The following is a 12,292-nucleotide window of genomic DNA, read 5'->3' as shown; positions in this document are numbered from 1 at the left end:
TCTCCATGCCGAGCGGGGCCGCGACGGGATTGCGTTGCTGGAGGAGAACTCCGACGTCGACGCAGCCTTGATCGATATCATGATGCCCGAGATGGACGGCTACGAGACGATGAGGAGAATCCGCAATACGCCCGCCATAGCCCACATTCCACTGATATCGGTCACGGCAAAGGCAATGAAAGGCGATCGGCAGAAGTGCCTGGAAGCCGGCGCGTCCGACTACATAGCAAAGCCCGTCGATCTCGACCTTCTCATGGCGTTGCTCCGGGTCTGGATCGGTCGTTCCAGAGCGAGGGTCGAGACCTCGCAAAATCTGCTCATGTCCGTGAACTGACAGGTGCCCGATGCAAAAGCTGTCGCCTATCCGTTCGAAAAAAGTGGAAATCGTGCAGCCGACCGACAGCCCTGCCAAAGCACGCATCCTCGCCGTCGATGATGACGAACGAAATCTGTTGGCGATTGACGAACTCCTCTCTCCGCTGGCGGAGGTCGTCACGGTGCAATCCGGTGAAGAGGCGCTGCGCTGCCTGTTGAAGGAGGATTTCGCCGTTATCCTGCTGGACGTTCTGATGCCGGGTCTCGACGGTTATGAAACAGCCGCGTTGATCCGCCAACGCGAGCAGTCCAAGCGAACGCCTCTCATCTTCCTCACGGCCATCAACAAGGAAGACGCTCATATGCTGCGCGGTTACGACGCCGGCGCGGTAGACTATGTGTTCAAGCCATTCGACCCGGTCATGCTGCGATCCAAAGTGGCCGTATTTGTCGAGCTCCACGAGAAGACGCTCGAAATCCAGCGAAATGCCATTGCCGAGCAGGCGCTGCTGGCGAAGGCCCTGCAGGCCGAAAAACAGAAGCTTGAAGCCGAGCGATCGCTCCGCACCGCGGAGGAGCGACAGGAAGCCATTCTTGGATCATTGCCCGTCTGCTTTCACGCGAGGGCCGCCGAGCCGCCTTTTGCAGTTCGTTTTGTCACCAAAGGTGTCGAACGTCTGACGGGATTTCCTCCCGAGCGACTGACATCCGATCCACGTTTTGGCCTGAGCCGGGTGCACCCGGACGATTTGCCCAAAGTGCGGGAAGCATTGCTGGCGGCAAAAGCAACAGGCTCCTACACATGCGAGTTCCGCTGGCAGTGCGCCGACGGCAAATATCGCATCTTTCTGGACCAGGGCGTCGTGTCGAAAGGTGCCGACGGGCGCCGTCCCGAAATCCTTGGCACCTTGCTCGACATAACAGAGCGCCGTGAGCTCGAAAATCAGCTCCTCAAAACTCAGCGCCTGGACGCGATCGGAAAACTCACCGGAGGGCTGGCCCACGACTTCAACAACCTGCTCGCTGCGATTCTAAGCGGGCTAGGTCTGCTCGAGCGGCATGCCACGCTCGACAATCAGGGGAAGCAGATCGTTGAATTGACCCGCCGCTCCGCCAAACAAGGCGCTGAGCTTGTCACGCGCATGCTCGCCTTTTCTCGGCGACAGAACCTGAAGCCTGCCGCAGTCCGTCTTGCGGCGCTGGGGGACACGATGAACGGGCTGGTGGCACCGGTACTGGGAGGCTTGATCCGGTTTGAATGGATGGTCGACAACTCTGTTTGGCCCGCTCATGTCGACGTCGGCCAACTGGAGCTGGCTTTGATGAACCTGGTTTTCAATGCGCGCGATGCCATGGCCTCCGGGGGAACAATTACAGTGCACGCACAGAACCGGACGATCACAGCAGCATCGGAAGATTTGACGGCGGGAGACTACGTCGTCCTCACCGTCAAGGACACCGGCGCAGGCATCCCCCCGGATGTTCTGGCAAGGGTCGTCGAACCCTTTTTCACCACAAAACCGCTCGGCAAGGGGACCGGCTTGGGCCTCAGCACCGTCGACGGCTTCATGAAGCAATCCGGTGGTGCACTCCGCATTATCAGCGCCGTCGGCCGCGGGACATCAATGGAGCTTTGGTTGCCTCGTTCGGCAGAGTTGCCGGCAGATAATGCGGCCGAGTTCGACGCGGAGCCGGTGATGGGCGAGGCTGAAAAGGCGCTTCCGTCCCTGCTTTTGATCGACGACAGCAGCAGCCTGCGGCAACTGACAGCAGAATCTCTTCGGCAACGCGGCTTCGCAGTCACCTGTGCTGCAGGTGGTGCCGAAGCACTGGCGATTATCGAACGGACACCCCACGACTTCGACGTCATTGTCACGGATTTCGCCATGCCTCTCGTGTCCGGGGTCGAAGTAATTCGCTTTGCGCGCAACCTGCGCTCGAATTGGCCAGCAGTGATGATAACGGGATATGCCGACGCCGACGCTATCGCAAACCGCCCTCCGGATGTTCCATTGGTCAATAAGCCCTTTCGCGAAAAGGACCTCATAGAGAACATCCTGCGCGTCAACGCTGCTTACGCGATCAGCTGATAGCAAGCCAGCGTCCACAGCTATGGTTCGTGCACCACACCGGTTGGGGCCCGCTAGCTTCAGCCTGAGGTCGTCATGTCGTTCATGGAGCATCAGTGCGACTTTTCCGCCGGCATCATGGCCACAATTTTGCAGGTAGGATAGCAACGCTGGCGACGAGGCTCGAAGCCGCAAGCGGCCGAAGCGAAGGAAACGATCGATGAAATCCGCGAACGGAATTGCCGAGGTGAGCCGACTGAAAATCGGCTTTGTGCTCGCGCGTTCGTTCACCCTTTCAGCCTTCGCCCTGTTCGTCGATACGCTGCGTCTGGCCAGTGACGAGGCGGACCGGTCGGGCCGCATCTTTGCCGATTGGCAGGTTCTGGCCAGCACTCGGCACCTGATCACCTCCAGCTGCGGCGTGCAGGTCGCGCCGACATCGGATCTCGTGGACCCCAATCTGTTCGACTATATCGTCGTCGTCGGCGGGCTGTTGAACACCGAGTTCCCGGTCGACGACGAGACCGTTCGCTATCTCAAGAAGGCAGCCGCCAGCAAAGTGCCGTTGATCGGCGTCTGCACCGGGACCTTCGTGCTTGCGGACGCCGGCCTGATGAAGTTCCACCGGACCTGCGTCAGCTGGCTGCACTACCAGGCATTCCGCCAGCGCTTCCCGGATCACGAAGTCAGGTCGGACCGCATCTTCAACCTCGATCGGACCAGGGGATCGTGCGCCGGCGGCAGCAGCGCGGCGGACATGGCCGCATCGATCGTGAGGCGTCACATCAGCGAACGCGCCGAGAGAAACGCGCTCGAGGTCCTGCAGATCGACAAGGCGCGCCCGGCCTTGCACATCCAGCCGCGCCGGCCGCTCTCGATCGAATGCAACGATCCGCGGCTTCAGGCGGCGCTGATCGCGATGGAAAACCATATCGAGAATACAATCTCGATATCCGAGATCGCGGCATCGGTTGGATTGTCGCGACGGCAGCTGGAACGCTTGTTCATGGAGAAGACGAAAACCTCCCCGGCGCTCGTCTACAAGAAGGTGCGCCTCGAGCGGGCAAAGCAGCTTCTCCTCGAGACCAGCGTGCCGATGCTCGACATCGCCATCGAAGTCGGCTTCGAGAACGCGTCGCATTTCTCCAGGGTTTTCCGGGAGACATTTGGAATGCCGCCGAGCAAATTGAGATCGGCAGTTGCCGGCGGCACGAGCCTTGTCGATAGATAGACTCAATGCCATCAGGCGCTGCAGTGCAGCGAGTGACGGCTTCAGGTCACATGTTGCTGCAAGGTCGGATCGGCGGTCGTGGCTTGAACGGAAGAGGCTGGCGCCGGAGGGGAACGTCGGCGAGCGACGACCGGATGGGTTTGACGGCAGCAGTGGGTTGAGCGGCGGCTACACGCCTGGCGAGCAGCCCCGCCGACATTGCGGCGAGCTTGGATGCGATACTCAAGGACGACTCCTCCCAGGAGAACTCCAGCACATCCCAATCTACCACGCCCGCCGCCGCGCACGCAGTTACATTTGCTAATCCAGGGAGGATAGGGTCAACCGGTGCGAAGTCTTTCCGTTCTGGCGGACTCAATCTTCCTCAGCCGTGCCTTGGCCTCGCTCACGCGCCGCTGCGCGCCTCTGATCCTGCAGCACAGGGCCAAATTGACGGCGACGTTGCCGTCACCATCCAGGAGTTCTTCCGCCCGTTCCAAGGCCAGTTCCGCTCGGCCGGCACGCTGCCTCGCCTTGTCCATTTCCAAGCTGTAAATTTCAACCATCTTTCCGCTCGCGTTGCGGTCCCTTCAAGATCGAAACCAGTGCCGGTTGGATTGGTTCCGACACGGCGCGCGACAGCTTGTCACAATGCGGGGCGCGTTTAACCGGGAAGCCGGTGGTGCCGTTGGCTAGGATCGTCAGGTCGTTTGATATGCGCCCGGCAGGAGCACTAGCTTTCCCGCCTGGAAGCCCCCTGCAGCCGCAAATGGCGTGGCAACGCTTCTGCGAACCCGTCCTTTCGGCACCTTCTTCCGGTATCTTTTGTGCAGCAGTCGAAACAGTCGTATCCTGTCCCGCCGCGACGGTCGCGGACGAAGCATGAAGGTCTCGATGGGCGAGCAAACTCTACGTTCTTCGCGGGAGCGCATGACGATCCTCGGCGATGTCGAGGCGGCATCGTTTGTTCCGTGGATCGAGCGTCATGCCGCCAAGCTCGGGCTCGCGCAGGCAATATGCGCTGCCGGTCCCGACCGGATCGAACTCGACATTGCCGGTCCGGCCGAACTCATCGACATGATGGAGATGGGGTGCTCCCTTGGACCAATCGATGTCTGGGTCGAGGCCATCCGCCGGGCGCCGATCGAGAGCGAATCGGGCTAGGTTTGCAGCCGCTTGCGAAGCGGCGTGCACCTTTTTTAGGCATTATTGCCAGTGAGGAAATGTTGTGCAAACGTAACCGGGCTTATTAGCATGTCCTTGACCGCGAAGCCGCGCTCGGGAAGATGCTGGTGTCGTTTGAAAGTTGATGCATGCCGCCCTATCCGACCGGCTCATGGATGCCTGTTGCCCTCTCCGCGGACCTGCCGGCGGGAACCGTAATGCCGGCGCAATCCCCAGCCGGGCCGGTTGCCCTTTGGCGAAGCCGTTCCGGCCGTGCGGCGGCCTTCGCCGACAGATGCCCGCATCGCGGCATGCGGCTTTCCCATGGCTTCGTGCGCGGTGAGACCCTGTCCTGCATCTACCACGGCTGGGGCTATGCCCAGGCGGGAAACTGCCTGCGCATTCCGGCCCATCCGGCACTGACGCCGCCGGACACGATCCGTGTCGCGACGCAGCCCGTCGAGGATGGCGGCGGCATCATATGGATTTCCGTAGGCGAGCCCGCCGCCGGGCCGCCCCGGTTCGAGGGCCTTGCTCCGCTGCGCTCGATGATGGTGGAAGCGGACATCGCGGCGCTGGAGGCGGTCGCGGGCACCAAGGCCGACGGAGACCTGCTCGACTACACCGGGAATGCCCCGACCATCCGCCTGCTGCTTGCTCCGCAAGGGAAAGCGCGCACGCTGGTGCATGTTCTGGTGGCCGAGGGCAGCAGTCAGGCCGAGCGTATCGCCGCATCGAGAGCCGCCGAGGCGCTGCGGCGGGCGGCCGAGGATATTGCGCACGGTGGGATCGCCCGATGACCCGCAACGCGATGATCGACGAATGGTATCCGGTCGGCATTGCCGGCCAGCTTGATGCGCACGGGCGCAAGACGGCCCTCATGGGCGAGCCGATCGAGGTGGGGCGCGGCGAAGATGGGAACGCGAAGGTCACCGGCGCCAACGGACGTGCCCTGCCGGCCTGCATCCGCTATGGCCATGTCTGGTCGTCGCTCGGCGACCCGCAAAAGCCGCTGTTTGCGATCCCCGAGGCCGATCAGCCGGGCCGCCGGCTCGTCGATGTCGGGGTGGTGCGTGTGCGCTGCTCGCCGCTGCGCGCGGTCGAGAACTTCCTCGACATCGCGCATTTTCCGTTCGTGCACACCGACATATTGGGGGCCGAACCGCACACCGAGGTGCAGAACTACAAGGTCGAGATCCGGGAGGACGAAGACGAGGTTTGGGCGACCCAGGTGAAGTTTTATCAGCCGCAGGCCGCCAAGTCGGCGGAAGGCGGCATAACCACCGAATACATGTATCGCGTGCCCGCGCCGACCTGCTCGATCCTCTACAAGACATGCCCGCCGCGCCCGGGTGAATGGGACGTCATCACGCTTTTCGTGCAGCCGCTTGCCGAGGACCTGTGCGACGTCTGGCCATGGATGGCGCTGTTCGACGACGACACACCGATGACGGACCTGATCCATTTCCAGCAGACGATCTTCGTCCAGGACCGGTCGATCCTCGAAAACCAGATTCCGGGGCTGCTGCCGCTGGATCCCGGCATGGAGATCCCGACGCGAGCGGACCTCACCTCGGTTGCCTACCGGCGCTGGCTGAAACGCCATGGCTACACCTACGGCGCGCAACTGGTGGCGCAATGAAGCTCTACGACTACGTGCTTTCGCCGAGTTGCTACAAGGTGCGCCTCATGGCTGCGCTGACCGGGGTGACGCTCGACATCCGCCCTGTCGACTTCCATCCCGGTGTCGAGCATCGCGGTCCTGAGCTCATGGCTCTGAACCCGGCGGGTTCGATCCCGATCCTGGAAGATGGCGATCTCGTCCTGACCGAATCCTCGGCCATGCTGGTCTACCTCGCCGCCAAGGCGGCGCCGCAATGGCTGGGCAACGATACGGCCGGGCAGGCGGCGCGCGTCCAGCAATGGCTTTCCTTCTCGCACCGGCTGACCGCCAGCCTGGGAGCCGCGCGCCTGCACGAGATGCTGCTGCGTCCGGGCAATATCGCTGTCCTCCAAGGGCAGGGGATAGCGGCCCTGCGGGAGCTGGAGGCTGGCCTTGTCGAACAGCAGATCCGCGGCCAGCGCTTCCTTGCGTCGGATCGGCCGACGATCGCCGACGTCGCCTGCTTTCCTTATGTCGCGCTCGCGCCGGACGGCGGCGTTTCGCTCGATCCCTATCCCGCGATCCGGCTCTGGTCGCGGGCGATCCGCGCCATCGATGGCTTCATCGAGATGCCGGGCATCCACCGGCTGCACGAGTTGAAACCCGAGCCCGTCCCAGAAGTCGGCGAGGCCTGACGTGGCGGGCTATTTGCTGAAGAACTGCGCTGCGGTCATCGTCGACGAGGGCAACGGCCCTCACGTCCGGCGCAATGTCGATGTCCTGACCCACGGCCCGGCGATACGGGCCATCGGCGAGGGCCTCGACAAGGCGGAACTGCCCGCCGGTACTGTCGCGCGCGACGCCTCCGGCTGGTTCGTCTATCCCGGCCTCGTGAACACCCATCACCACTTCTTCCAGTGCTTCGTCCGCAACCGCGCCGATCTGGACTGGACGAAGCTGTCGGTCATTGAATGGCTCGACCGCATCTATCCCGTTTTCTCGCGGCTGACCGAGGAATGCTTCTACCACGCATCGGTGACCGCGATGGCCGAGTTGATAAAGCACGGCTGCACGACGGCATTCGACCATCAGTATTGTTTTCCGCGGCATGCCGGCAAACGGCTGATCGACCGGCAGTTCGAGGCGGCCGAACTCCTCGGCATGCGCTTCCATGCCGGACGCGGCGGCAACACGCTGCCGAAATCGCAAGGCTCGACCATCCCCGACGCCATGCTGGAAACGACGGACGAGTTCATCGCCGACTGTGCCCGGCTGATCGACGCCTATCATGACGCCGGTCCTTTCAGCATGCGCCAGCTCGTCGTCGCGCCCTGCCAGCCGGTCAACTGCTATCGCGAGACCTTCGTGGAATCGGTGGCGCTGGCGCGCGACCGCGGGGTGCGCATGCATGCCCATGTCGGCGAGGGCGAAAGCCCGGTTATCGAAGCCCGTCACGGCATGCGCACGGTGGACTATTGCGCCGAGATCGGCTTCTGCGGGCCGGATGCCTTCTATGCCCATTGCTGGGAACTGACCCACGACGAGCTGCGCAAGATGGCCGCGAGCGGCACCGGCGTCGCGCACTGCCCGGAGCCGGTCTATCTCGTCGGCGCCGAGATCACCGACATCCCGGCGATGTCGGCCTTCGGGCTCAATGTGGGGCTGGGCTGCGACGGTGCCGCCTCGAACGACAATTCCAACCTGATGCACTGCATCCATTCCGCCTACATGCTGCAATGCCTGGCGGCATCGACACGCGGCCATCCGGTTCCGCCGCCGGCCGATTTTCTCGGCTATGCGACGACCGGGGGCGCGGCGCTGCTCGGGCGCCGCGACATCGGCAGGCTGGCGCCCGGCATGGCCGCCGACCTTTTCGCCATCGACACGCGGCGCATGGACTATGTCGGCACCAGGCACGATCCGCTGAGCCTGCTGGCCAAGGTCGGCATCGGCGCGCCGACCGACATGACCATGATCAACGGCCGCATCGTCTGGGCCAAGGGCGAATTCCCGGGGCTCGACGAGGCCCGGCTCTTCGCGCAAGCCGAGGCGGCGCTCGCGACAGTGGAATTCTAGCAACCAAAACAAGGGGAACCGACATGCTGACAAATCTTACCCGCAGAACATTGATGAAGGGCGCGGCCGCCACCGGGCTGGTCGCAACGCTGGGCGGCCGCGCGCTTGCAGCCGACGAACCTCTGGGCATCGTGCTGGTGGTCCCGTCGCCGGTCGGCGATGTTGGCTGGGGCCGGGCGCTTGCCGACGGGCTCGAGCCGGTGAAGGCGGCCTATGGCGACAAGGTGAAGGTGACCATCATCGAGAACATACAGGAAGGACCCGACGCCGACCGGATCATGAACAAGGCGGTCGCCGACGGGAACAAGTTCCTGATCGCCGGCTCCTTCGGCTACCAGAACGGCGCCCTGCAGATCGCGCGCCGCAATCCGGACGTCACCGTTCTGCATGCCTCCGGTTTCCAGGTGGCGCCGAACTTCTCGCCCTTCGCGGCCCAATATTCCCAGGGCACCTACCTGATGGGCATGGCGGCGGCCGCGCTTTCGAAGACCGGCAAGCTCGGCTCGGTTTCCGCCTTCGCCATTCCCGAGCTGATCACTTCGATCAACGCGTTCACGCTCGGAGCGCAGGCGGTGAAGCCCGATGTCGAGGTTTCGGTCGTATGGGTGAACTCCTGGTTCGACCCGGCCAAGGAGCAGGAGGCAGCCAAGGCGCTGCTGGCGCAGAAATGCGACGTGATCTTCTCCAACGCGCAGGACACGCCCTCGGTCATCTCGGCCTGCGAGGAGGCCGGCGTCCCTGCCTTCAACCTCAACTCGTCGATGAAGAAATACGCGCCAAAAACCTATCTCGGCTGTGTTGCGACCGACTGGTCGCCCTTCTTCAAGGCCTCCGTCGACGCCCACATCGCCGGCAACTTCAAGGGCGCCAACGCTTTCCTGGGTGTCGGCGACAAGGTTGTCGAGGTCGTCGACTGGAACCCGGGCATCCCGGCCGACATGATGACCAGGATCAAGGAGGTCGAAGCCAAGATCGCCGCCGGCAGCTTCTCGCCCTTTGCCGGTCCGATCGCCAAGGCCGATGGCAGCGAGGGCGTCCCCGCCGGCAAGACGATGACCGAGGCCGAGATCGTGGCCATGGACTGGCACGTCAAGGGTGTCACCACGCCGCTGCCCAAGTGACCATGACCGTCCCGCTCCTGTCGCTGCGCGGCATCTCCAAGAGCTACGGCCAGATCCATGCCAATCGAGACATCGATCTGGACGTGGCTCCGCGCTCGATCCACGCGATCCTTGGCGAAAACGGAGCGGGCAAGTCGACCCTGATGAAGCTGATCTACGGCGTCGAGCAGCCCGACGCTGGAACGGTGATCTGGAAAGGCGAACCCCTGGCCCTCGCTTCCCCCGCGGATGCGAGGCGCAAGGGGATCGGCATGGTCTTCCAGCATTTCTCCTTGTTCGAGACACTGACGGTGGTGGAAAACATCCGCCTGGTCGTGCCCGCAAGCAAATCGGATCTGGCGCAACGCATCCGCGCGCTCGGCCGCGACTTCGGACTTCAAGTCGATCCGCTCGCCCATGTGCACGCGCTCTCGGTCGGCGAGCGGCAGCGGGTGGAGATCATCCGCTGCCTGATGACCGAACCCCAGCTTCTGATCCTCGACGAACCGACCTCCGTCCTGCCGCCGCAATCGGTTGACAGGCTGTTCGAGACCTTGCGGCGGCTGCGCGACGGCGGCGTTTCCATCCTCTTCATCTCGCACAAGCTGGAGGAGATCCGCGCGGTCTGCGACCGTGCGACCATCCTGCGCGGCGGGCGCGTCACCGGCAATGTGGACCCGCGCGACCACGACGCGCACGACCTCGCCCGCATGATGATCGGCCGCGACATGCCGCAGCCCATGCCGGCGGTCGCGCATTCCGGCGGCGACAAGTGCCTCGAGATCGTCGGCCTCGACCATCGGCCGGACGATCCCTTCGCGGTGCCGCTTTCCGACGTCAGCCTGACGGTGCGGGCCGGCGAGATCCTCGGCATCGCGGGCATATCGGGCAACGGGCAGAGCGAACTCGCAGCGCTGATCTCGGGCGAGACGGTGCTGCCGCGCGAAAAGTCCGACCGTATCTTCATGATGGGAAAGGATGTCGGCGCGCTCGATGCGGCGGCCCGGCGCCGGCTGGGCTTGGCTTTCGTTCCGGAGGAACGGCTCGGCCGCGGCGCGGTGCCCGAAATGTCCCTTGTCCTCAACAGCCTTCTGACCGCCCATCCGTTCGGCCTGCTCAAGCGCGGCCTCGTCGACACGCCGCGGGCGAAGGCTTTCACCGACGACTGCATCCGCCAATACGACGTGCGCACGCCCGGTTCCGAAGCGGAGGCCGGCGCGCTCTCGGGCGGCAATCTGCAGAAGTTCATCGTCGGCCGCGAGATCATGCTGTCGCCGAAATTGCTGTTCGTGGCGCAGCCGACCTGGGGTGTGGATATCGGCGCGGCCGCCGCCATCCGCCGGCGCCTTGTCGCCCTGCGCAACGAAGGCGTGGGCATCCTCGTCATCTCGGAGGAACTGGAGGAGCTGTTCGAACTCTGCGATTCGATCCAGGTGATCCATCAGGGCCGGCTGAGCCCGCCGCTGGTGACGCGCGACACCAGACCCGAGGAGATCGGCCGCTACATGATCGGCGCCCATTCGACGGCCAGGAAAGTCCCTGCATGATCGCTTCCTCCAGGCCGTTCCTTCCCGTTCTGGTTCGCCGGGAGCATGCCTCGCTTACCGTCAAGCTGGTCGCCCCGCCCGTGGCGCTCGGCCTGGCGACGCTCCTCAATCTCGGGCTCTACGTGCTGATGGGCCGCGATCCCGTACCCGTTTTCCACGCGATGCTTCTTGAACCCTTCCTGTCCTGGGCCTCGTTCTCGGAAGTCCTGCTCAAGACCGGGCCGCTCCTGCTCATCGCGCAGGGGCTTGCCATCGGCTTTCGCGCAAAGGTCTTCAACATCGGCGCCGAGGGCCAGTTCATCCTCGGCGCGATCTTCGCATCGGCTATCCCAATCTGGTTTCCAGCCGCGACGGGCCAGTGGATCTGGCCCTCCATGCTCGTCATCGGCGCGCTGGGCGGCGCGCTGTGGGCATCGCTCACCGCCTTCTGGCGCGTCAGGCTCAATGCAAACGAGATTCTGGTGTCGCTCATGCTGGCGCTCGTCGCCGCGCAATTGCTCAACTATCTGCTTCTCGGCCCCTGGAAGGATCCGGCCGGCTTCAACTTCCCGCAATCGGTGATGTTCCAGTATGACGCGATGGTGCCGATCCTGATCCCCGGCACCCGGGTCAACGTCTCGCTGCTTGTCGCCTTCGCATTCTCCCTCGCGGCCTGGGTCTTCATGCAGAGGAGTTTCGCTGGCTACAAGCTGCAGGTCGGCGGCCTCGCGCCGCACGCGGCCGGATACGCCGGCTTCAACGAAGGGCGCGCGATCTGGCTTTCGCTGCTCATCGGTGGTTTCGCTGCAGGCCTCGCAGGAGCGGCCGAGGTGGCCGGGCCGCTTGGCCAGTTGCAGCGCTCCATCTCGACCGGTTACGGCTACGCCGCCATCATCGTCGCCTATCTCGGTGGCCTTCACCCGGTTGGCATCGTCTTTTCCGCGCTGCTGATGGCGGCCCTCTATATCGGTGGCGATAATGCCATGGTCTCGGCAAATCTGCCGGTCGCAGCGGTCCGGGTCTTCCAGGGCAGCCTGCTGCTTGCCTATCTCGTCGCCATCGCCTTCGTCCGCTACCGGCTCGTCTGGCGCCATGCCGCCCACGGAAGCACCTCATGAACGCCGTTGAGTTCATCGTCGCCGGGATGCTGGCGGCAGCCACGCCGTTCCTTCTGGCGGCGCTCGGCGAACTGGTGGCCGAGCGGGCCGGCGTCCTCAATCTCGGCGTCG

General features: G+C 63.8%; 12 protein-coding genes and 1 pseudogene. 12 read left to right on the top strand and 1 reads right to left on the bottom strand.

What is annotated here, in order from left to right; all coding sequences use genetic code 11:
• The 3 genes from EN780_RS16055 to EN780_RS16045 form a co-directional block, all read left to right on the top strand.
• Nucleotides 1-334: response regulator (locus EN780_RS16055; protein WP_133372625.1), on the top strand; the 334-nt coding region annotated here is incomplete at its 5' end.
• Between the two features lie 10 nt (nt 335-344).
• Nucleotides 345-2,405 (top strand): response regulator, encoded by a 2,061-nt coding sequence (locus EN780_RS16050; RefSeq protein ID WP_128274683.1) that lies wholly within the window; start codon nt 345-347, stop codon nt 2,403-2,405.
• 199 nt (nt 2,406-2,604) lie between these two features.
• Nucleotides 2,605-3,615 (top strand): GlxA family transcriptional regulator, encoded by a 1,011-nt coding sequence (locus EN780_RS16045; protein ID WP_127392473.1) that lies wholly within the window; start codon nt 2,605-2,607, stop codon nt 3,613-3,615.
• Between the two features lie 320 nt (nt 3,616-3,935).
• Here EN780_RS16045 and EN780_RS16040 read toward each other — a convergent pair whose 3' ends face one another.
• Nucleotides 3,936-4,160 carry a hypothetical protein gene (locus EN780_RS16040; RefSeq protein ID WP_127285434.1) on the bottom strand — a complete coding sequence of 75 codons (225 nt, stop codon included), beginning with the start codon at nt 4,158-4,160 and terminating at the stop codon, nt 3,936-3,938.
• Nucleotides 4,161-4,488: 328 nt separating this feature from the next.
• Here EN780_RS16040 and EN780_RS16035 point away from each other — a divergent pair, with 328 nt between their 5' ends.
• The 9 genes and pseudogenes from EN780_RS16035 to EN780_RS15995 form a co-directional block, all read left to right on the top strand.
• Entirely contained in the window at nt 4,489-4,758 is a 270-nt protein-coding gene (locus tag EN780_RS16035) for an acylphosphatase (protein ID WP_128274684.1), read from the top strand.
• Nucleotides 4,759-4,907: 149 nt separating this feature from the next.
• Nucleotides 4,908-5,558 (top strand): Rieske 2Fe-2S domain-containing protein, encoded by a 651-nt coding sequence (locus tag EN780_RS16030; protein ID WP_128274682.1) that lies wholly within the window; start codon nt 4,908-4,910, stop codon nt 5,556-5,558.
• A complete protein-coding gene (locus tag EN780_RS16025; protein WP_128274681.1) occupies nt 5,555-6,400 on the top strand; it encodes an aromatic ring-hydroxylating dioxygenase subunit alpha in 846 nt (281 codons plus the stop codon). The genes EN780_RS16030 and EN780_RS16025 overlap by 4 nt, the downstream gene beginning before the upstream one ends.
• Nucleotides 6,397-7,056 carry a glutathione S-transferase family protein gene (locus EN780_RS16020; protein ID WP_128274680.1) on the top strand — a complete coding sequence of 220 codons (660 nt, stop codon included), beginning with the start codon at nt 6,397-6,399 and terminating at the stop codon, nt 7,054-7,056. The genes EN780_RS16025 and EN780_RS16020 overlap by 4 nt, the downstream gene beginning before the upstream one ends.
• A gap of 1 nt (nt 7,057) precedes the next feature.
• Entirely contained in the window at nt 7,058-8,437 is a 1,380-nt protein-coding gene (locus EN780_RS16015; RefSeq protein ID WP_128274679.1) for an amidohydrolase, read from the top strand.
• A gap of 26 nt (nt 8,438-8,463) precedes the next feature.
• A complete protein-coding gene (locus EN780_RS16010; RefSeq protein ID WP_189556580.1) occupies nt 8,464-9,558 on the top strand; it encodes a BMP family ABC transporter substrate-binding protein in 1,095 nt (364 codons plus the stop codon).
• A gap of 2 nt (nt 9,559-9,560) precedes the next feature.
• Nucleotides 9,561-11,084 (top strand): ABC transporter ATP-binding protein, encoded by a 1,524-nt coding sequence (locus tag EN780_RS16005; protein WP_128274677.1) that lies wholly within the window; start codon nt 9,561-9,563, stop codon nt 11,082-11,084.
• Nucleotides 11,081-12,181: an ABC transporter permease gene (locus EN780_RS16000; RefSeq protein ID WP_128274676.1), complete on the top strand. Its 1,101-nt coding sequence runs from the start codon at nt 11,081-11,083 to the stop codon at nt 12,179-12,181. Before EN780_RS16005 ends, EN780_RS16000 begins: the two co-directional genes overlap by 4 nt.
• A pseudogene (locus tag EN780_RS15995) lies at nt 12,178-12,292 on the top strand (ABC transporter permease); the annotation flags it as partial. The gene EN780_RS16000 and the pseudogene EN780_RS15995, both read left to right, overlap by 4 nt.

The organism is Mesorhizobium sp. M4B.F.Ca.ET.089.01.1.1, assembly GCF_004022605.1.
Taxonomy (GTDB): domain Bacteria; phylum Pseudomonadota; class Alphaproteobacteria; order Rhizobiales; family Rhizobiaceae; genus Mesorhizobium; species Mesorhizobium abyssinicae.
This window is presented reverse-complemented; position numbering and strand designations above follow the sequence as displayed.

What these genes read in the sequence shown, in the direction of transcription:
- EN780_RS16050 (WP_128274683.1), top strand. Translation starts at nt 345, where the DNA reads ATGCAAAAGCTGTCGCCTATCCGTTCGAAAAAAGTGGAAATCGTGCAG.
- EN780_RS16045 (WP_127392473.1), top strand. Translation starts at nt 2,605, where the DNA reads ATGAAATCCGCGAACGGAATTGCCGAGGTGAGCCGACTGAAAATCGGC.
- EN780_RS16040 (WP_127285434.1), bottom strand. Translation starts at nt 4,160, where the DNA reads ATGGTTGAAATTTACAGCTTGGAAATGGACAAGGCGAGGCAGCGTGCC.
- EN780_RS16035 (WP_128274684.1), top strand. Translation starts at nt 4,489, where the DNA reads ATGGGCGAGCAAACTCTACGTTCTTCGCGGGAGCGCATGACGATCCTC.
- EN780_RS16030 (WP_128274682.1), top strand. Translation starts at nt 4,908, where the DNA reads ATGCCGCCCTATCCGACCGGCTCATGGATGCCTGTTGCCCTCTCCGCG.
- EN780_RS16025 (WP_128274681.1), top strand. Translation starts at nt 5,555, where the DNA reads ATGACCCGCAACGCGATGATCGACGAATGGTATCCGGTCGGCATTGCC.
- EN780_RS16020 (WP_128274680.1), top strand. Translation starts at nt 6,397, where the DNA reads ATGAAGCTCTACGACTACGTGCTTTCGCCGAGTTGCTACAAGGTGCGC.
- EN780_RS16005 (WP_128274677.1), top strand. Translation starts at nt 9,561, where the DNA reads ATGACCGTCCCGCTCCTGTCGCTGCGCGGCATCTCCAAGAGCTACGGC.
- EN780_RS16000 (WP_128274676.1), top strand. Translation starts at nt 11,081, where the DNA reads ATGATCGCTTCCTCCAGGCCGTTCCTTCCCGTTCTGGTTCGCCGGGAG.